The following is a 19,504-nucleotide window of genomic DNA, read 5'->3' on the forward strand; positions in this document are numbered from 1 at the left end:
CCGCGCGCCAACCAGGGCGATGTCGACATCACCAGGCAATTCAACGGCAAGATCATCACAGGCCGCGTCCTCATCACCGATCCCCTCCTGCCGGGCGATACAATCTATGTCCGCGAACGCCTGTTCTGATACGTGATCGATGATCGATGAACAGCCTCCCGGTGAACCCGTTTTTCGGCCGCTGCGCATCGTCCATTGCTTCCGCTCGCCGGTCGGGGGCATCTTCCGGCATGTGCGGGACCTCGCGACCGCGCAATCGGCGGCGGGACACCAGGTCGGCATCATCTGTGATTCATCGACAGGGGGCGCCTATGAGGACCATCTGTTCGACGGCATCCGGGACAAGCTGGCACTCGGCGTGCACCGCATCGCCATGCAACGCCATATCGGGCCGGGAGACATGTTCGCCGGCATCAAGACATTTGCAGTCATCAAGAAATTGCGGCCGGATATCCTGCATGGGCACGGCGCCAAGGGCGGCGTCTACTCGCGCATATTCGGCTCAGTCCTACGGGTTTCAAGGTCTCGCGTAGCCCGTTTTTATTCGCCGCATGGCGGCAGCCTGCATTTCGGCAAGGACGAGCTTGAGGGAAAGCTGGTCTTTGCCGCCGAGCGGATGATGGAGCCGCTCACCGATGCCATCATCTTCGTCTCGCAATATGAGCGCGACAGCTATATCCAGAAGCTGGGGCGGCCGAAATGTCCCAGCGTCGTCATCTATAATGGTTTGACGGATGCGGATTTCGTGAAGGTCGAGGCGCCGGCCGAGGCGGCCGATTTTCTCTATGTCGGCATGATGCGCGACCTGAAGGGCCCCGATATGTTCATCGGCGCGATCGCCGAGGCGGAACGGCTGGCCAAACGCCGGCTTTCCGCGGTTCTCGTCGGCGATGGCGCGGACAAGCCGCGTTATATCAGGCTTGCGGGAGAGCTCGGGCTTGCCGATCGGGTGCAGTTCCGCGACCCCATGCCCGTGCGCGAGGCTTTCCGGCTGGGGCGGACGGTCGTCGTTCCCTCCCGCGCAGAAGCCATGCCCTATATCGTGCTTGAAACGCTTGCCGCCGCCAAGCCCATCCTCGCCACCCATGTCGGCGGCATACCGGAGATCCTCGCCATGGAACCGTCCGCGCTGGTCGCGCCCACTGTAAAGGCGCTGGCGGAAAAGATGGCCGAGATTGCCGCTGATCCCTCCGCCTATCGCAGAGGGATGCCAAACCACGAGGATATAAGACGGCGGTTCGGTGCTGCTGCGATGGCGCAGGCCATCGAGGAGGTTTACCGGGCCGCGCTGGTGGAGCGCGTTTGATCACGGTGCAATTGACTTGGCCTCTGAAGAGCTCAGACACCGATCAGAGCTGTTCGCAAGAGTTGTAAAGGTTTCGCGTGTCCGGGGCTGACGACATCAAGCCTTTCTTAGTTGCTGCCGGATATATATAAGCAGCGAGATTTTCGCGATCTTGGGGCAAGGCGCAGCAATGAGTAAAAAAGATCCGAGCGGACCTTTCAACAGGGAAGCCCTCACCCGACTAGACGATGCCGCAAGCGACGCATCGCAGCCGGTCAAGCTCAATCCGACAGCCAGTCAGGTTGCCCACCAATATCGCCGCGATACCATTTCGCCTGTCATGGTCAGCGGACTCATGCGCATGACCGAATTCGGGCTCGTGCTGGTTTCGGGCCTGGCGATTTTTGTGATCTATGTCGGGCTCGGCACGCACCTCGCTTATGTTTATCCGCTGGTCATCCTGGCCGGCGCGCTTCTCTACGTGCTGCTGATAGAGATGTCGGACGGCTATCAGATCACGGCGCTGCGCCATCCCGCGCATCATCTCGGACGCCTGCTGATAACTTGGATCAGTGTCTTTGCGATCCTGGCACTCGCCGGATTTCTCCTGAAAACCTCGGAGGAATATTCGCGTTTCTGGTTTGTTACCTGGCTCGGAACCGGCCTTGCCCTGCTGATCGCCCTGCGCTTCATCATCGCGCGGAAAATCCGCGGCTGGGCGCGCAACGGCACGATGGAACGGCGCGCGGTCATTGTCGGCGGCGGCAAGAACGCCGAGGAGCTGATCCGATCGCTCGAGCAGCAGCCGGACAATGACATCCGCATCTGCGGCATCTTCGACGACCGTGACAACAGCCGTTCCCCGCCCATCGTCGCAGGCTACCCGAAGCTCGGCAACATATCGGAGCTGATCGAGTTCGCCCGCATCGCGCATATCGATATGCTGATCGTGTCGCTGCCGATAACGGCAGAGGCGCGCGTTTTGTCGATGCTCAAGAAGCTATGGGTGCTGCCGGTCGACATCCGGCTGTCGGCGCATACCAATCATCTTCGCTTCCGCCCACGCGCGTATTCCTATATCGGCGCGGTGCCGATGCTCGACATATTCGACAAGCCGATCAACGACTGGGACTATGTCGCCAAGCGCGCTTTCGATATCGCGTTCAGCCTGTTCGGGATCATCGTCTTTTCCCCCATCATGCTTCTGACGGCTCTCGCCATCCGGCTGGAGAGCAAGGGGCCTGTCATCTTCAAGCAGCAGCGCCACGGCTTCAACAACGAGATCATCAAGGTCTGGAAGTTCCGCTCGATGTATATCGAGCAATGCGATCCGACGGCCAAAAAGGCCGTGACCAAGGACGATCCGAGGGTGACGCGGGTCGGACGTTTCATCCGTAAGACGTCGATCGACGAGTTGCCGCAATTCTTCAATTCGCTGGTGGGGACGCTGTCGCTCGTCGGGCCCCGCCCCCATGCCATCGCCGCGCTTTCGCACAACGTGCTCTATAATGAGGTGGTGGACGGCTATTTCGCCCGTCACAAGGTCAAGCCGGGCGTTACCGGCTGGGCGCAGATCAATGGCTGGCGTGGCGAAATCGACAACGCCGAAAAGATCAAGATGCGGACGGAGTTCGATCTCTATTACATCGAAAACTGGTCGCTCTGGTTCGATCTCAAGATCCTGTTCCTGACCCCGATCCGCCTTCTCAACACGGACAATGCCTATTGAGGGGGCCTAATTGAGCGCGATGGCGACAAGCAAGCCCGGTTCGCCGCCTGCTCCCGATCGGGCGGCGGTCAACCGGGCGCTCGTCCGGCTGATAACGAAGGCGGCCATCGGTCTCGGCGTCTTCCTGAGCGGGTTCGTGATCAACGAGCCCGCACCCTACGAACTCTACATGGCGGGGCTCATCGCCATATGGGCGTTGTTCGGCCTCAGGATATCGCGCACCGCCGCAGTGCTTCTGGCGCTGCTGGTTCTGTTCAATTTCGGCGGCGTGATATCGGCGACGCAGATGCCCGATCTGAAGAGCGCGCCGCTCTATATAGCCGTATCGCTCTTCCTGGCGTTCACGGCTGTTTTCTTTGCCGCCATCATCGAAGCCGACTATCGGCGGCTCCAGGTAATTTTCCGCGCCTATTATCTTGCCGCCCTGATCACATCGGTGTGCGGCATTCTCGGCTATTTCGATGCATTCCCCGGCGCCGACATGTTCACGCTCTACGGGCGCGCCAAGGGAGCATTTCAGGATCCCAACGTCTTTGGGCCGTTTCTGATTCTGCCCATGATTTGGAGCATCCATCAGATATTGACGGGGAGACTGCGCGCCCTGCCGCTGCATCTCCTTCCCCTCCTCATCATCGTCTTCGGGCTTTTCCTGTCGTTCTCTCGCGCGGCATGGGGCATGCTGGCGGTGGCCATGATCCTCCTGCCGCTGATCCTGGCGATCCGTAACCGCAGCAACAAGTTTCGTCTCAAGCTGATCATTCTCGCCATTCTTGCGCTGCTGATCATAGGTCTTGCCCTCGCCGCCTCGTTGCAGATACCGCGCGTGGCGGAGCTGTTCTTCGAGCGCGCGCAACTGGTGCAATCCTATGACAGCGACCGTATCGGCCGCTTCGCTCGCCATTGGTACGGCTTGGTGATGGCGGTCCAGCACCCGCTCGGCATCGGCCCGCTGGAGTTCGGCCCGATCTATGGAGAAGACACGCACAATATCTGGCTGAAGGCGGCGCTCGATTATGGCTGGCTCGGCTTCATCGCCTTCCTGACGATGACCATGCTGACCATCGGCATGGGTCTGCGCATACTCCTGCGCGACCGTCCCTGGCAGCCCTTTCTCCTCTGCGCCTATCTGACGTATCTGACGCATGTCATGGTCGGCAATGTGATCGACACCGATCACTGGCGGCATTTCTATCTGCTGATCGGCATCATCTGGGGCTGTGTGGCGCTGGAGAACCGTTATCAGGAGAACGAGCGGCGCATGGGGAAAATCATAGAAAGCCGATCCAACGGCCGGCAATAACCGCGCCGGCCCAGAACCCAACCGACAGCAACGCTGCAATCCGCAGCGGCACGGTAATTTCGCCGCTGGCAAGAGCATGCCGCCATTGGGGACTGCGATTGATCAGGAGCGCATTGGCGATCCCGAGGCCAACCACCCCGATCTTTGTCAGGAATGCGGTGTTCTGGATATAGGTGGCCGGACGAACCGAAAAGAGCAGAAAGCCGGTGAGCGTGGCAAGCACGATGCCTGCCGCGGCCATATGCTGCAATGGGGGTCCGAGAACTGCCAGAGGAAAGCGCTTGAACAATCCGAATATCCGGAGGTCGAGTGTCACTATCGAGCCGACAAGCAGCCCAATGAAGAAAATATGCGCCGCGTTGACGAGTATATAGGCGATCGTGGATCGCCGCAGAGCAACCGCAACCGGCCATTCGGAGAGCGCCTGCAGCAGTTCCATCAAGGCATCGTCATTTCGTCTTTATGCGCTCGGGATAGAGATCGTAGGCCTTGCCGGCAATCGTGATCCGCACGGCCTTCAACCGCTTCTCCGAGGAATCGGTGGAACGGTTTCCGAGCACGAGGACCTCATCGCCTACCTTTGCCGAGCCTTCCATGAACCCTGCCCGCTCGGTCTGCCTGGGGTTGGCGAGTTCCACGCGCCACATGCCGTCACTGGCAGTTTCGACATCGAGGGTGGGATGCGGCGGGCCGATATAGATGTCACGGATCGTTCCTCGCAACTCGATCTGGTCGGCCTCGGCCCAGGACCAGCCGTGATGCGCCGCTGCACCTGATACGATTAGCATCGCCAGGATGCCGCCACCGAGAAAGCGGCCTAACATGTTCGTCGTCATCTTCGCCTCCATGTGCCTCCCCATGAGGTAGAATGGCGCGGCGGCACGTCAATGACAGGCCGCGCTTTTTCCGGATGCGCCGTCAACGCAAATAACCTCAAATCGTCGCCACATTCACTTTGTATGTCGCCACATTCACTTTGTATATTGTCTTCATGACACTGGGAATCGCATTTGGCGTCGGCGTTGGCGCTATCATCGGTACAGCGTTCGACAACGTACCGATCGGGATTGCCATAGGGATCGCCATTGGCGCAGCCCTGGGACAGGCCATCCAGAAAAAATAGCATGAACCCGTCGCGCGATCTCAATGACCTCCTGAATGCATATCTCCGTGCCTGCTTGACATACATATAACTTCCTGGTTATTGGTTTAATTCATAACCGATAAGCTATGGGTTACGATGTCACAGTCCCATGATGAGATTTTCAGAACACTCGCCGATCCGACGCGGCGGGCCATCTTCGAGCGGTTGTGCCGTGACGGAGACCAGACCGTCGGGGCTCTGACGGCCCAGGCCGGAATCTCGCAACCAGCCGTTTCAAAGCATCTCGCGATCCTGAAGCGGGCCGGGCTGGTCCGCGACCGTCACCAAGGCCGCCAGACGCATTACAGTGCCGAGCTTGGTGCGCTTTCCCCCCTGATCGACTGGACGAGCCAAATGACCGGGTTCTGGCAGAGCCGGTTCAACCAGCTCGAAGATCTGCTTAAAAGGATGGACCAATGAACGAAACAACGAGCGAAGTGCTTTCCGTCATTGTCGAGCGCGAAATACCTTATCCGCCGGAAAAGATCTGGCGCGCGCTCACGCAACCACATTTGATCGAGGAATGGCTCATGAAGAACGACTTCAAGCCTGAGATAGGCCACCGCTTCAATCTTCGTGGGGAATGGGGCGGCGTGCTGGACTGCGAGATCCTCGCCGTGCAGCCGAACAGAACGCTGTCCTACACCTGGAATTTTGCGCATGACGATGCGGCTTTCAATCTGACGAGCGTGGTGACCTTCACGCTTACTCCGACGAGCACGGGAACCCATTTGCGCGTGGAGCAATCCGGCTTCCGACCGGATCAGAAGCAGGCCTACGGAGGCGCAAAGGCCGGCTGGCCGCAATTCCTTGCAAAATTGGAGGATGTCGCGGCGCGGGCAAATTGATGCCTTCAATATTGCGCTTCGGCTCGCATCAGAGGAGGTTTTCTTGAATTGGAATAGTTGGATTCGGCCGTTACACCGCTGGCTGTCCATCGCCTTTACGGTGACGGTCATCGCCAATTTCGTCGCGATGGGATGGGGAGAGCCTCCCGCCTGGGTGGTCTACTCTCCACTGCCGCCGCTGTTTTTGCTCCTGTTCAGCGGTCTTTATATGTTCGCGCTACCCTATGCCGCGAAATGGCGCAGCGCACGGGGCATCAGCGGAGAAGCTTGACCGAAACGGGCGGCAACGCCCGGAAGGCAGTGTCGGCCCACCCAGAACCGGCACACCAAAACATGAGAAAGCCAGCGGGGGCGCAGTCTCTCCCGCCCCGGCTTGACAATCATGCAGAAGCCGCCACACTGTGGGTATGACTAGCATCTGCGCCATGATTTTCCGGGTTCACCCCATCGCGGATTTATAGCCCCTGGGCTCGGTCATGCGCCCCGAGCTCCGGGGACGCATGTTTTTAAACCGCATCGCGCGCAACCTCATCTTTCGAGGCATTTCACCCAGCACCAGTATGTTTCACGCCAGCGTGGGCTTCGCGCTGTACGCGCCTCGCATGGCGTATCAGGAGAATTCAGGAATTATGACCCAATTGAAGAAGAGCAGCCGCAAGCCGAGGATCATTGTCAGCGATATCGATTATAAGCGCCTTACCAATCTTGCATCCGGCGCCCAGAGCCAGTTTGCCGAGGTCGCGGAGGAATTGCAGGCAGAGTTGGACAGGGCCAAGGTGGTACCGGCCATTTCCGTTCCCGCAGATGTCGTCCAGATGGGCTCGACGGTGGAGTTTCGCTCCGATAACGCCCAGCAAAGGCGGGTGACGCTGGTCTTTCCGGGCGAAGCTGATATCGCGCAGAACAGGATCTCCATCCTCACTCCGATCGGTGCCGCTCTTATCGGTCTTTCGATCGGCCAGTCGATCATGTGGACGGCGCGTGACGGCCGCAAGCACGAGTTGACAGTCGTGCAGGTCGAGCAGCCCGAGCCCGTCGCAGGCGACCTGGCATCCCAGAACAGCTAACCCGCCGATGGAGCGGATTTACTGATCTTGCAAGAATTCTGCGACACGATCTCAAGTTAACCGCGATTTGACAATTGTAGCGCTCAATACAACCAACAAGGAGTTTGATCTCATGATGGTTGCTGTTTTCGCGTTGCTGTCGCTTGCACTCGTGCTTGGCTGGTTCGGGCGCCGCTCCATCGCCATGCTCTGCATTTTCTTGTGCCTCGCCGTGGCGCTGAAGGAGTTCCTCTGGGAAATTCACAGTTCCACCTATGGCTACCGCATGCCGTGGATCCAGACCCGGCACATGGACACACCGCCCGTCGCGCAACATGTCCTCGCCTATCATTCCATCACCCACTCCACGGTGCAAACGCGCGGAGGCCTGCTATGAGCCGCAAGACCATGACCAGAGACGCGGCGAGCCTCGCCCAGCCGGTCTCACAGCCCATCGTTTTCCACTATCTCTATCTCCTGGGAATGCTGGCTGCCATTGCCGCCATCCTGACCACGGCGATGGTGATGCAATATGCCTGGGGCGAACTGCCCTGCCCGCTCTGCCTATTGCAGCGGGTGGCGCTGCTCGGCGTCTGCTTCGGGATCATGCAGCAGTTCCGCAACGGCTTTTCCTATCAGAATACCGGCTTGGGCCTGCTGTTCACGATCTTCCTGCTGGTTGTATCGGTGCGCCAGACGCTGCTCGATATCTACCCGCGACCCGGCCATGAATATATCGGCACCGCCATCTTCGGCCTGCATATGCCGGTCTGGTCGATCCTCATCGCGCTCGCTCTGCTGATCGCCTATGCGCTCAAGCTTCTTCTCTGGGGCGGCAATGACAATCTGCGCAATGCACGGCTTTCCGACTATCCACTCATCCGCACGCTCGCCACACTGCTCAGCCTCTATGTCATCGCCATCGGGCTGGTCAATTTCGGCTCGGTTGTGCTGCAATGCGGCCTCGCGGAGTGCCACACCTTCGGCTATGCGCTGCTGAAATAAACCTGACGAAATTCGTTTCGCGCCTGGAGCGGCCGGGGTTTACCCTGTTTTGCTGACAAACTTATTCCCGCGTTACCCCAAGATGGGGTGACGCTATTCAACTCGTGCTAAGTCTTTGAAAAGATTGGTCGGAGCGGCGGGATTCGAACCCACGACCCCTTGACCCCCAGTCAAGTGCGCTACCGGGCTGCGCTACGCTCCGAACCGTCGAAAGCCGTAGATTATCATTGATTTTTTCGCAAGGCCTAAATCAGGTTTTTGGAACAAAACGCAAAAAATGCGCTTGTGGAAAAATCCCAGCACCAAAATTCCCTCGGAATATCCGCCGGTACACCCGGCTTACAGAAACCGTCTCCCAGCGCGTAATTCGCCATCCTGCTCCGCTTGACATGCAGTCGATGAGCATTTACGAATGACGAAATACGAAATTCGTCAGCAATCAGGAGCATCAATGACCGATCCATCCATATCGAGTGATCCGACATCCGAGATTGCTGGTCGGCAGGAGAACATCACCCGTATCCTGGATACGGCCGAACGGCTGTTCCGGCACTTCGGCTATGGCAAGACGACGGTTGCCGACATCGCCCGTGACCTTGGCATGTCCACCGCGAACATCTACCGGTTCTTCGGGTCCAAGGTTGAGATACATCAGGCGATCTGCGCGCGCATGCTGGCTGGAAGCTACCAGCTCGCGCTCCATACGGCGGAACTGCCGATTAGCGCGACGGAACGGTTGCGCCGCTACGCGCTCGATCAGCATCGCCTCACGGTCGAAACGATGCTGGACGAGGAGAAGGTCCATGAGATGGTCATCGTCGCCATCGAACGCGATTGGCACGTCATCGACAAACATATCGACCGGCTGAACGAAGTTCTCGAGCGCATTATCGCCGATGGCATCAAAGCCGGCGAATTCGTGGAACGGGACTCGGGCGTCGCCTCGAAGTGTTTTGGCGCCAGCATCGCCACGCTATGCCATCCTCAACTGGTCGCCCAGTGCATCCTTAAAGATAACCGGGCTCGTCCTGAAGACCTGGTCGATTTCGCGATTCGGGCGCTGAAGGCATGAGCGCGTATCGGCAATTCATTGGCGCTCGCACGAGCGCAGCGGGAAGAAATCTCATGAAACATTCGCTTATCGCATCGATGCTGCTTTCTTCGGCGCTTTTCCTCTCGGGTTGTTCGGAAGAAAAAGCCGAGACGGTGACCGAGACGGTTCGGCCAGTGAAGGTGATGGAAGTCGCCGCCACCCAGACAAGCCGGGCGCTGGAATATTCCGGGGCCGTGCGAGCCCGCAGCGAAATGGCGCTCGGCTTTCGCGTGACCGGCAAGATCACCGAAAGGCTCGTCAATATCGGCGACCGCGTGAAGGCGGGCGAGCCGATGGCGCGGGTCGACACCACCGACTATGCGCTCTCCGTCCGCTCCGCCGAGGCGAGCCTTGCCTCCGCCGAGCGGCAGGTTGAAACGGCCGCGTTCTCGCGCAAACGGGCCGAGGAGCTTTTCACCAGGAAATTTGCCCCCAAATCGCAGCTCGAACAGGCGGAGCTCAGCTACAATCAGGCGATTTCGGCCCGGGATGCGGCCCGGTCGGCGCTCGATCAGGCCCGAAATCAGGTGGCCTATGGCACGCTTCACACCGACAGGACCGGTATCGTCACTGCGGTAAACGCCGAAGTCGGACAGGTCGTGGCCGCCGGCAATCCGGTGATCACCGTTGCCGCCGACGGCGAAAAGGAAGTGGAGATCGCGGTTCCTGAAACCGACATCTTCGCCTTCAAGCCGGGAAAGACGGTTCAGGTGACCATCTGGTCGAATGACGGCCTGATATTGCCCGGAAAGGTGCGTGAAGTCTCGGGCAGCGCCGATCCGCGCTCGCGTACCTTCTCCGTGCGCATCAGCCTGCCCGAGAACGACCGCGTGCTGCTCGGCATGACGGCCTCCGTTTCCACATCAGCCGAGATCGGCCCTTCCCTCGTCTCGGTGCCGCTCAGCGCTCTTGCAAAGGATGGCGAACACGCGCTCGTCTGGACGGTCGATCGCACGAAGGAGACGGTGCATGCCCGCCCCGTGAAGGTCGAGGATTTCGACGGGACACAGGCGCGCATCGCCGATGGGCTGCGGCCCGGCGATATCGTCGTGACGGCCGGCACGCAGTTCATGCGTGAGGATTTGAAGGTCAAGCTGCTGCCCAAAGCGCCCGACCAGCAGGAGCGTGTTGCCGAAAGCAGCACTTCCGGCAATTTGACCCGCTGATTGGCATTCGAAAACGGAACGACGCGATGACCACCCCGACATCAGGCCCATCCACCGACCATCCCTCGAAAGCCCCGGAGACCGGCGGCGCGCCCGGCGGCAAGCGTCCGTTCAATCTTTCGCGCTGGGCGATCGGTCATCCCAGCATTGCGCGCTTCCTGTTCGGCCTGATCATTCTGGCCGGAGCTTTTGGCCTGATGAACATGGGGCAGAAGGAAGACCCCGACTTCACCTTCCGCATCATGGTGATCCAGGCAGCCTGGCCGGGCGCGTCAATGGAGGAAATGCAGGATCAGGTCGTCAACAAGATCGAGCGCAAGCTGCAGGAAACGCCGCATCTCGATTTCGTGCGCTCCTATACCCGCCCCGGCAGCGCCACCATCACGCTCCAGATCAAGGGCGATACCAATGCGCAGGATGTGGCGGATGCCTTCTACCAGGTCCGCAAGAAGATCGGCGATATCCGTGCCGAACTCCCATCCGGGCTTTACGGCCCCTATTTCAACGACGAGTTCGGCGATACGTTCATCACGCTGCATTCATTGACCGGACAGGGCTTCAGCTATCCCGAGTTGAAGCGCTACGCCATCCAGGCGCGTGACATGCTGCTAACGACACCGGGTGTGGAAAAAGCCGTCATCATCGGTGATCAGCCGGAAAAGATCTTCATCAACGTGTCGTCCAAGGCGCTGGCCGAGCGCGGCCTGACGCTTAATGATTTGCGCGATACTCTCGCCGGCCAGAACAACATAGACCCGGCCGGCAGGGTCGATACCGGCGAGCGCTCCGTGCGCATTGCGGTGGAAGGCGGTGTAGACAAGGTCGCCGATATTCGCGAACTGCGCCTGCGTTCCGGCGACCGGGTCACCCGGCTCGGCGATATCGCTGATGTGACCGCCGGGCTGGAAGATCCCGTCGCTCGCAAGTTCCGCTTCAACGGAGAGGACAGCGTCCAGATCGGCGTCGTCATGGCCAAGGGGTTCAACGTCATCGATGTTGGCAAGGCGGTGGAAGCGACCTATGAGCGGTTTGCAAGCACCCTGCCCCACGGCGTCGAGATCAACCAGATCTCCAACCAGCCGGAAGTCGTGACTGAGGCAGTTGGCGAGTTCATGACGGCCCTCGGCGAAGCCCTCATCATCGTTCTCGTCGTGTCCTTCCTGTCGATCGGCTGGCGTTCGGGCCTGGTCATCGCCATCACCATTCCGCTGGTCCTCGCCGCCACCTTCGCCATCATGTACGAGCTGGGCATCGACCTGCAGCGCATTTCGCTGGGTGCGCTGATCATTGCGCTCGGCCTGCTCGTCGACGATGCGATGATCGTCGTCGAGATGATGGAACGCAAGCTTGAAGAAGGGCTCGACAAGATCGACGCGGCGAGTTTTGCCTATTCCTCGACCGCCTTCCCCATGCTGACGGGCACGCTGATCACCACCGCCGGCTTCATTCCCGTCGGCTTTGCCGCCTCTACCGCCGGCGAATATGTCCGCTCGCTGTTCTACGTGGTGGGGATCGCGCTGGTCATATCATGGTTCGTCGCCGTCTATTTCACCCCTTGGCTCGGCAACATGATCCTGAAGCAGCGCCAGCACAATGACGGCCATCATGACGCATTCGACACCCGCTTCTACCGTCGCCTGCGGTCGACGGTCGGATGGGCGGTGCGCCATCGCATCATCGTGATCGCGCTGACGCTCGGCACCTTTTTCGGCAGTTTCTGGGCATTCCAGTTCATCCCGCAGAACTTCTTCCCGCAATCGTCGCGCCCGGAAATCCTCGTCGATCTCTGGCTGCCGGAGGGCACCAGCATCAAGGAGGTCGAGACCGAGGCGAAGAAGCTGGAAGCCCGCATGATGGACGACCCGGACAAGCGCTTCATCGCCACCTATATCGGCGAAGGCGCGCCGCGCTTCTTCCTGCCGCTCGACCAGCAATTGCCTAATTCCAATTTCGCCCAGCTCCTTATCATGGCGAAGGACGAGCCTGCCCGCGAGCGGCTGATCGTCAAGCTGCGGAGCGTGCTTGCGGAGGATTTTCCGTCGATCCGCTCCAAGGTCGACCGGCTGTTCCTCGGTCCGCCGACCGGCTGGCCTGTGCAGTTCCGTGTCACCGGCCCGGACCGGGCGGAGGTCCGCCGCATCGCCGACCAGGTGAAGCAGAAGTTCCACGAGACCCCGATGCTCAGCGCGATCCATGATGACTGGCTCGAACCCGTTCCAGCCATGAAGCTGGTCATCGACCAGGACCGCGCCCGTGCGCTCGGCGTGACCTCGCAGCGCATCCGCCAGATGCTGCAGGCAACCACCACAGGCGCGCCGCTCGGCGATTTCCGTGACGGCGAGGAAACGGTCTCGATCGTCGCCCGCGAGCCTGACGCAAACCGCAGATTGCTGTCTGCCATCAATTCAGTCTACATCCCGACCGATTTCGGCGGCTTCATCCCGCTGTCGCAGATCGCCAAGGTCGTTCCCGTTCTGGAACAAGGCGTGGAATGGCGGCGCGACCGTCTTCCGACCATCACCGTTCGCGCCGTAGTGCCGGACAGCGTCCAGCCGAACGATGTGGCGCTGAAGCTCGATCACGAGTTGCAGGGATTGCGCGCCGGGCTTGCTCCCGGCTACCGGGTGGAAATACAGGGCGGTTTGGAAGACAGCGCCGAAAGCCAGGCGTCGATCGCCGCCAAGGCGCCGATCATGCTCCTTGTCATCGTCCTCCTCCTGATGGTGCAGTTGCAGCATTTCGGCAAGGCGATGCTGGTGCTGGCAACCGGCCCGCTCGGCATCATCGGCGCAGTTGCGGCGCTTCTGATCAGCGGCGCGCCGTTCGGCTTCGTCGCCATTCTCGGCGTCATCGCCCTGCTCGGCATCATCATCCGCAATTCGATCATCCTCGTCGACCAGATCGACCAGGATATCGCCGCCGGCATGCCCCGGCAGGAGGCGATCGTCGGGGCGGCGGTCCGCCGTTTCCGCCCGATCATGTTGACGGCGCTGACCGCCGTGCTGGCGCTGATCCCCATCTCGCGCGGCGTCTTCTGGGGCCCGCTGGCCTATGCCATGATGGGCGGCATCCTGGTAGCGACGGTCCTGACCATCCTTGTATTGCCCGCAGCCTACGCCCTCTTCTTCGGGCGGGAGCCGAAATCCCGCTTGAGCGATCAAGCTCCATCGCCGCACGGGTCGGAGGAAGAGTACCGACAGGCATTGGCGGCGGAGTGACCGTTCAACGAATTCACGAAGCGCTATGCTGAAGGATCCGATTTCTAAAGCGGTTGATTTTTAAATAAAACGCCGCGGGATGGCGTTTTTACTTCAATCTCAAATGCTCCAGCGGAACCATCTGCGGGCCATCGGGTTCTCTGTGAAGAGAAAGGAGTATCCAATGCCCGATCCGAAACAGCCGGTTCCAGATCGAGATCGGCCGATGCCTTCTCCTACATGGAAACCAGAGCCAATCGAGGAGCCGAAGCCCGATGTCCTGCCGGACGAAGTGCCCGTTCCCAATCCCGATGAAAACAACGAGCCGCCACTGCATACGGGAACCTGGCATGCAGGAAATGGCCCCCGACCGACTCCGCCGGGGCCCGGACCATTTCCGGATCCAAATCCGGTACCGCAACCGGCACCCGATCCTCAACCGGCTCCAGCACCTGGCCCAGCGCCGCCCAGGCCCACCATGTGAGGATCATCGGCCTGGAAAAGCGTCGTCAGCGAACCTGATCGAGTAGGCGCTTGCATTCAAGGAGATCGAAAAGCGCCTCCTGCAGCAGGGTACGGTTGTCTTTGGACAAGCGTTTGTCGTCTGCGCCGATCGGACCATCTTCCTCACCCTTTAAAAGGCCGAAGAGCTTTCTGCTCGGCTGCGGCTTGGCGATGCCAGCCGGCAAGACATGCGTTCCGTCCGCCTCGTCGTCGGCGGCCTCCTTGGCCGCCGCAACCTGCTTTTGCCGTGAGATCGCCTCGACGGCAGCCAGATCGCCATTGCCGAGCGCGATGACGAATTGGGAGCTGTTCTCGCGCAGCAATCGCTGCACGCCCTTGATCGTATAGCCTTGATCATAGAGGAGGTGGCGAATGCCCTTCAGGAGTTCGACATCGAGCGGACGGTAATAACGGCGTCCACCACCGCGCTTCATCGGCTTGATCTGGGTAAACCGCGTTTCCCAGAAGCGCAGCACATGCTGGGGCAAGCCGAGGTCTTCGGCGACTTCGCTTATCGTCCTGAAAGCATCGGGGCTCTTGTCCATGCGCTTCCCCTTCCGGCTACAGCATCGGCCTTAAAACCGGAATCGCCCTCGGTAAGCACGACGCGCAGATATAAAAACTTGGAGCGTTGCTGGCGCGCCCAATTGGGCGTGAGCTCCAGGCTCTACGATTCGCTTCTAATATCAGCGATTTATGCTCGATCTTTCAAGCACCTGATACCGTTACCAACCATTGTTTTATGAAATTTGCAAAAAAAGCCGCGTTTTCAATCAGATTTGCCCTGACGGGTCTGATGCGCCTGCAGAATACGCTGCTTGAGCACATTCGACGCCTTGAAGGTCATCACACGTCGCGGAAGGATAGGCACTTCCTCCCCGGTTTTCGGGTTACGCCCGATACGCTCGTTCTTCTCGCGGACGTGGAATGTCGCAAAGGACGAAAGCTTAACCGTCTCGCCATTCACGATCGCATCGCAAACTTCGTCGAGTATCATCTCTACCAGCGCAGCCGATTCTGTCCGGGAAAGACCTACCTTGCGGTAAACGGCCTCTGCCAAATCAGCCCGCGTGACAGTCTTTCCCCCCATGACGAAACCTGCTTGGTTAGCGTTTGCTCAAGAATATAGTTAAGTTACGGGACGTTACACAATGAATTCCAGCGGGGTCAAGCCGCGAGTCTCTGGTGAGGGCGATAAAAGCTGGTTCACCAGCGCAGGAGAACGGCTCCCCAGGTAAATCCGCCGCCCATCGCTTCCAAAAGCACCAGGTCGCCCTGCTTGATGCGTCCGTCGCCAACGGCTGTCGCGAGCGCCAGTGGAACCGACGCGGCAGAGGTATTGCCGTGGCGATCAACTGTAATAACCACCTTTTTCTCCGCGATACCCAGCTTTTTGGCTGAAGAGTCGATGATACGCTTGTTTGCCTGGTGCGGCACGAACCAGTCGATATCGTCAACCGTAATGCCTGCTTCGGCCAGCGAGGCTTCAATCACGTCTGTTATCATTCCGACAGCATGTTTGAACACCTCGCGGCCTTCCATGCGCAGATGGCCCACCGTCCGGGTCGTCGATGGGCCGCCGTCGACGTAAAGCTTCTCCTTATGCGAACCGTCGGAACGCAAATTCGTTGCCAGAACGCCGCGATCGGACGTCAGGCCGTGGCCCTCGCCCGCCTCCAGAACGACAGCGCCGGCGCCGTCACCGAAAAGGACGCAGGTGGTACGGTCGGTCCAGTCGAGGATACGCGAGAAGGTCTCTGCCCCGATCACCAGCACGCGCTTTGCCTGCCCGCCGCGGATATAGAGGTCGGCGGTAGTCAAAGCATAGATGAAGCCGCTGCACACCGCCTGCACATCGAAGGCAAAGCCGTGCGTGATGCCAAGTTCCTTCTGGATCTGGACGGCACTTGCGGGAAACGTATGATTGGGCGTCGATGTCGCGAGGACAATCAAGTCGATGTCGGCCGGTAGCAATCCGGCATTTTCGAGTGCGGCCCGCGCCGCGGCGGTACCGAGCGAAACCGTGGTCTCGCCGTCGCCCGCGATATGGCGCTGCCTGATGCCGGTGCGCTGGACGATCCATTCGTCCGAAGTCTCGACAATGCCTTCGAAATCGGCGTTCTTCATGATGCGGGCGGGGGTTGCCGCGCCAACGCCTCGAACGATGGATCTGATCATGCTTGTTTTCCTGTCATATACAAAGCCCGCTTAAACCGGACCTGCACGAAAGCTGGAGACTATGGCGTTATTGCTGATCTTCGATCTCGGCGTCGCCCTCAACCGTGGCGGCAAGAGGGCGGCTTTCGTGAAATTGGCTCAGATCAGCGGAGATTTTCTTCAAAAGCTCGTTGCGCACCATGTCATAGGCGACTTCCAGCGCGGCGGCGAAGCCTTCCGCATCGGCCCCGCCATGGCTTTTGATGACAACGCCGTTCAATCCGAGGAACACGCCGCCATTGACCTTGCGCGGATCCATCTTCTCGCGCACCCGGTCGAATGCGCCCTTGGCGAAGAGATAGCCGATCTTCGCCATCAAGGTCCGGCTCATAGCGGCGCGTAGAAGATCCGCCATCTGCCGTGCCGTGCCTTCAGCGGTCTTCAGCGCGATATTACCCGAGAAACCCTCGGTCACCACGACATCGACGGTGCCTTTGCCGATATCGTTGCCCTCGACGAACCCCGAATATTCAAGGCCGGCAAGCGGGACATCGCGCAGTATCTGTCCGGCCTCCCTGATCTCGTCGAGGCCTTTGACCTCCTCGACGCCGACATTCAGCAGGCCGACGGTGGGGCGCTTGATCTCAAACAGGGCGCGGGCCATGCCCGCTCCCATGACGGAATAGTCGACAAGTTGCTGCGCATTGGCGCCGATGGTCGCACCGACGTCGAGCACGATGCTCTCGCCGCGCAATGTCGGCCAGATCGCCGCGATTGCCGGGCGCTCGACATTGGCCATCATGCGCAGGCAGAATTTCGACATCGCCATCAGCGCGCCGGTATTGCCGGCGGAAACGCAGACATCAGCCGCGCCGTCCCTCACCGCCTCGATCGCCTGCCACATGGAGGATTTGCCGCGACCGTTGCGCAGGGCCTGGCTCGGCTTCTCGTCCATGCGGATGGCGATCTCGCTGGCGTGAAATGTGGACGCAGCCTGGAGCTTGGGATGACGCGCCAGAACAGGTTCGACCTGTTCCGCGAGGCCATAGATGACGAAGCGTATATCCGGGTGGCGCTCAAGCGCTATTGCCGCGCCGGCGAGGACGGTCTCTGGGCCGAAATCGCCTCCCATCGCGTCGATCGAAATTCTGATCACTCTGTTATCCTGTCCCGGTGCCTTTGCAAGTGCGGCGAAAATAGCGCTTTTGCGATCACAAACAACCGGAATTTCAATGCTGCAAAGCCGAATATCACGGCTTTTTCTTCCAATGGGAAAGTTTGGCGAAGGGTGAAACCGGCTTTTCAACGTCCGGTGTCACGGTTTCCTGAGGCAGTATCTGTTCGGGAAGACCCGGTTTGCGGGGATAGGGATCGATGGCGAGATCGAAAAATTCCTCTGCCACGGCACCGATATCGATGTGGTCACCGGAGAAGGTTTCCGGCATATCCGGTCCTTCCGCGTCAATCAGCATTTCGCCGCTTTCGTCCAGACGAATGCGGGCAAGCTTCGAATCCTCCGGCACAAACACTGTATCTACCTTTTCGGCGATCCTGGCATCGAGGGGCTCAAGGGTGGCGATACAGGACTGGACGATATCGGCATCAATCCGGCCCTGCACCTTCACACCCTGCTTCTTCCAGGGCAATACGTGGAACTCAGCCGCGAAAAACTTCACCGCTTCCAGGCCATGATCCCTGGCGAGCGCTCCGCGCTCCCGCTCATCCGCCTTGATGGTTACAATTATGCCCTTTTGCGGCAGATTGTTCACGGAAACCGGGAATTTCAGGGCGGGGCTATCGTTCATTCGAATATTCTTTCTCGATCTTTCTTTCAGGCTTTCTTTCAGGCCACTTCAGGAAATGCCAATTCCCCGGCATCGGGAAAACCGATCCTGCCACGCGCCAATTCCTCGTCAGGCTGCCCCTGCAGCGCTTCCCTTGCCTGGAAAGCATAGGCGGCAAGGGGTGCTGCGCCCGGCCAGAATTCCAGATCCGGGCGGACATTGCGTGTCAACGCCGCCGCGAACGCCTCGCGATCATTCTCGGCGAACGCCGCCTCATAGGCGCCGACGCGCCCGTAAAACATGCGCGCAAGCTTCTTCATGCGCTTCGGCACGCCCTGATCGCCGATGCCCAGTTCGCGCAGGGAATGATCGACATCGCGGAAGAACTCGTCGGCAATCTCCTGGCTGATGGCGCTAAGCGCTGCATTGTCGCCTTTCAGCCGATGCATGACGAGGAACACGTGGAGCGACAGCATTTCATAGCGGCCAAGTGGCGTATCCGGCACATGAAACTGTGCATAGAACCGCGTTTGCCGCGCCGCCGCCACGATCGCGTCATAGACGGCAAGGGTAATTGCCTCATTCGCCTTCGACTTGCGGCTGAAAAGATTGAGAATCATCAGTGGTGAACCGTGCTTGTTGCATCCAGAAGCAAGGTGGTTTACCGAAGTTCTCCCGATGGCGAAAGTGCCAGATTGGGTAATGAAAATGGAGATGTCGTTGTTGCAGCGGATTTTCAAGGGTATTCGGACAAGAGAAGCCATTCTTGTCGGGACCACCATTCTCTTTTCAGCTGGTTTGACCGGATGCAACACCGCGGCATCGCTCAACCCCGCCGAAACGCTGACCCAGGGCTATGTACTGGATCAGCAGGCGCTCGATTCTGTTCCTGTCGGGTCGAGCCGCGAGCAGGTGCTCCTCTCGCTCGGCACGCCATCGACCACGGCGACGTTCGACAATGAAGTCTTCTACTATATTTCAGAGAAGCGCTATCGGGCTGCCCAGTTCATGAAGCCGAAGACGATCGACCGGCGCATCCTTGCCATCTATTTCGACAAGGACGGCAAAGTCGCGCAAATCGCGCAATACGGGCTGCAGGACGGCAAGGTCTTCGATTTCATCTCACGCACAACGCCTACCGGAGGCAAGGACCAGTCCTTCCTCGGCAATCTCCTGGCCGGCGCGGGCAAGGCACCTTCGCTGCCAACGACCGGACGCTGACCCGGCCCTGCCCGCTTTCGCAAGT

The 19,504-nt window shown here is 59.6% G+C and carries 22 protein-coding genes, 1 tRNA gene and 1 pseudogene; 15 read left to right on the forward strand and 9 right to left on the reverse strand.

Annotated elements, in window-relative coordinates; genetic code table 11:
- The 4 genes and pseudogenes from DUT91_RS12235 to DUT91_RS12250 all read left to right on the forward strand — a co-directional run.
- Positions 1–129: pseudogene (locus DUT91_RS12235) on the forward strand (polysaccharide export protein); the annotation flags it as partial.
- Positions 130–139: 10 nt separating this feature from the next.
- Complete coding sequence (locus tag DUT91_RS12240) at positions 140–1,306, forward strand: glycosyltransferase family 4 protein (protein ID WP_114440710.1); 1,167 nt, start codon at positions 140–142, stop codon at positions 1,304–1,306.
- A 169-nt stretch (positions 1,307–1,475) separates the two neighbouring features.
- Positions 1,476–3,014, forward strand: a complete 1,539-nt coding sequence (locus DUT91_RS12245; RefSeq protein WP_114440711.1) for an undecaprenyl-phosphate glucose phosphotransferase — start codon at positions 1,476–1,478, stop codon at positions 3,012–3,014.
- Between the two features lie 19 nt (positions 3,015–3,033).
- A complete protein-coding gene (locus tag DUT91_RS12250; protein ID WP_114440712.1) occupies positions 3,034–4,314 on the forward strand; it encodes an O-antigen ligase family protein in 1,281 nt (426 codons plus the stop codon).
- Here the strand turns inward: DUT91_RS12250 and DUT91_RS12255 are convergent.
- Complete coding sequence (locus DUT91_RS12255) at positions 4,283–4,753, reverse strand: DUF2214 domain-containing protein (RefSeq protein WP_114440713.1); 471 nt, start codon at positions 4,751–4,753, stop codon at positions 4,283–4,285. The two genes, DUT91_RS12250 and DUT91_RS12255, sit on opposite strands and share 32 nt — an antisense overlap.
- A gap of 10 nt (positions 4,754–4,763) precedes the next feature.
- On the reverse strand, positions 4,764–5,150 hold the full coding sequence (locus DUT91_RS12260) for a DUF6152 family protein (protein ID WP_114441155.1): 387 nt from the start codon (positions 5,148–5,150) through the stop codon (positions 4,764–4,766).
- 155 nt (positions 5,151–5,305) lie between these two features.
- Between DUT91_RS12260 and DUT91_RS27175 the strand changes: the two genes are divergently transcribed.
- The 7 genes from DUT91_RS27175 to DUT91_RS12290 all read left to right on the forward strand — a co-directional run bounded on the left by DUT91_RS27175 (position 5,306) and on the right by DUT91_RS12290 (position 8,357).
- Positions 5,306–5,437 carry a glycine zipper domain-containing protein gene (locus DUT91_RS27175; protein WP_281032611.1) on the forward strand — a complete coding sequence of 44 codons (132 nt, stop codon included), beginning with the start codon at positions 5,306–5,308 and terminating at the stop codon, positions 5,435–5,437.
- A 117-nt stretch (positions 5,438–5,554) separates the two neighbouring features.
- Positions 5,555–5,878, forward strand: coding sequence for an ArsR/SmtB family transcription factor (locus DUT91_RS12265; protein ID WP_114440714.1), 324 nt, complete (start codon positions 5,555–5,557; stop codon positions 5,876–5,878).
- Positions 5,875–6,306, forward strand: a complete 432-nt coding sequence (locus tag DUT91_RS12270) for an SRPBCC family protein (RefSeq protein WP_114440715.1) — start codon at positions 5,875–5,877, stop codon at positions 6,304–6,306. The genes DUT91_RS12265 and DUT91_RS12270 overlap by 4 nt, the downstream gene beginning before the upstream one ends.
- Before the next feature lie 43 nt (positions 6,307–6,349).
- On the forward strand, positions 6,350–6,577 hold the full coding sequence (locus DUT91_RS12275; RefSeq protein ID WP_114441156.1) for a hypothetical protein: 228 nt from the start codon (positions 6,350–6,352) through the stop codon (positions 6,575–6,577).
- 358 nt (positions 6,578–6,935) lie between these two features.
- Positions 6,936–7,373, forward strand: coding sequence for a nucleoside diphosphate kinase regulator (rnk, locus tag DUT91_RS12280; RefSeq protein WP_114440716.1), 438 nt, complete (start codon positions 6,936–6,938; stop codon positions 7,371–7,373).
- 112 nt (positions 7,374–7,485) lie between these two features.
- Positions 7,486–7,749: a hypothetical protein gene (locus DUT91_RS12285; protein ID WP_114440717.1), complete on the forward strand. Its 264-nt coding sequence runs from the start codon at positions 7,486–7,488 to the stop codon at positions 7,747–7,749.
- On the forward strand, positions 7,746–8,357 hold the full coding sequence (locus tag DUT91_RS12290) for a disulfide bond formation protein B (protein ID WP_425373788.1): 612 nt from the start codon (positions 7,746–7,748) through the stop codon (positions 8,355–8,357). Before DUT91_RS12285 ends, DUT91_RS12290 begins: the two co-directional genes overlap by 4 nt.
- A 125-nt stretch (positions 8,358–8,482) precedes the next feature.
- Here the strand turns inward: DUT91_RS12290 and DUT91_RS12295 are convergent.
- A tRNA-Pro gene (locus tag DUT91_RS12295) sits at positions 8,483–8,559 on the reverse strand.
- Between the two features lie 249 nt (positions 8,560–8,808).
- Between DUT91_RS12295 and DUT91_RS12300 the strand changes: the two genes are divergently transcribed.
- From DUT91_RS12300 to DUT91_RS12310, 3 genes are read left to right on the forward strand one after another with little or no spacing between them, the layout of a single operon-like run.
- A complete protein-coding gene (locus tag DUT91_RS12300; RefSeq protein ID WP_114440718.1) occupies positions 8,809–9,429 on the forward strand; it encodes a TetR/AcrR family transcriptional regulator in 621 nt (206 codons plus the stop codon).
- Between the two features lie 53 nt (positions 9,430–9,482).
- Complete coding sequence (locus DUT91_RS12305; protein ID WP_114440719.1) at positions 9,483–10,616, forward strand: efflux RND transporter periplasmic adaptor subunit; 1,134 nt, start codon at positions 9,483–9,485, stop codon at positions 10,614–10,616.
- A 26-nt stretch (positions 10,617–10,642) separates the two neighbouring features.
- The gene (locus DUT91_RS12310) at positions 10,643–13,834 is read left to right on the forward strand and encodes an efflux RND transporter permease subunit (protein ID WP_114440720.1); all 3,192 of its coding nucleotides are present in this window, start codon (positions 10,643–10,645) and stop codon (positions 13,832–13,834) included.
- A gap of 488 nt (positions 13,835–14,322) precedes the next feature.
- Here the strand turns inward: DUT91_RS12310 and DUT91_RS12320 are convergent, their stop codons facing one another.
- The 6 genes from DUT91_RS12320 to DUT91_RS12345 form a co-directional block, all read right to left on the reverse strand.
- Positions 14,323–14,862 carry a MerR family transcriptional regulator gene (locus DUT91_RS12320; RefSeq protein ID WP_114440722.1) on the reverse strand — a complete coding sequence of 180 codons (540 nt, stop codon included), beginning with the start codon at positions 14,860–14,862 and terminating at the stop codon, positions 14,323–14,325.
- A gap of 224 nt (positions 14,863–15,086) precedes the next feature.
- Positions 15,087–15,407, reverse strand: a complete 321-nt coding sequence (locus tag DUT91_RS12325) for an integration host factor subunit alpha (RefSeq protein WP_114440723.1) — start codon at positions 15,405–15,407, stop codon at positions 15,087–15,089.
- 116 nt (positions 15,408–15,523) lie between these two features.
- Complete coding sequence (locus DUT91_RS12330) at positions 15,524–16,495, reverse strand: beta-ketoacyl-ACP synthase III (RefSeq protein ID WP_114440724.1); 972 nt, start codon at positions 16,493–16,495, stop codon at positions 15,524–15,526.
- Between the two features lie 67 nt (positions 16,496–16,562).
- Positions 16,563–17,630, reverse strand: a complete 1,068-nt coding sequence (gene plsX / locus DUT91_RS12335) for a phosphate acyltransferase PlsX (protein WP_114440725.1) — start codon at positions 17,628–17,630, stop codon at positions 16,563–16,565.
- Positions 17,631–17,724: 94 nt separating this feature from the next.
- Positions 17,725–18,279 carry a YceD family protein gene (locus tag DUT91_RS12340; RefSeq protein WP_114440726.1) on the reverse strand — a complete coding sequence of 185 codons (555 nt, stop codon included), beginning with the start codon at positions 18,277–18,279 and terminating at the stop codon, positions 17,725–17,727.
- A gap of 38 nt (positions 18,280–18,317) precedes the next feature.
- Entirely contained in the window at positions 18,318–18,878 is a 561-nt protein-coding gene (locus DUT91_RS12345; protein WP_114440727.1) for a ubiquinol-cytochrome C chaperone family protein, read from the reverse strand.
- A 100-nt stretch (positions 18,879–18,978) separates the two neighbouring features.
- Here DUT91_RS12345 and DUT91_RS12350 point away from each other — a divergent pair, with 100 nt between their 5' ends.
- Positions 18,979–19,479: an outer membrane protein assembly factor BamE gene (locus DUT91_RS12350; RefSeq protein ID WP_200834968.1), complete on the forward strand. Its 501-nt coding sequence runs from the start codon at positions 18,979–18,981 to the stop codon at positions 19,477–19,479.
- The last annotated feature ends 25 nt before the right edge of the window (positions 19,480–19,504 follow it).

It is taken from the genome of Paramesorhizobium salinisoli (assembly GCF_003335045.1).
Classification (GTDB): domain Bacteria; phylum Pseudomonadota; class Alphaproteobacteria; order Rhizobiales; family Rhizobiaceae; genus Paramesorhizobium; species Paramesorhizobium salinisoli.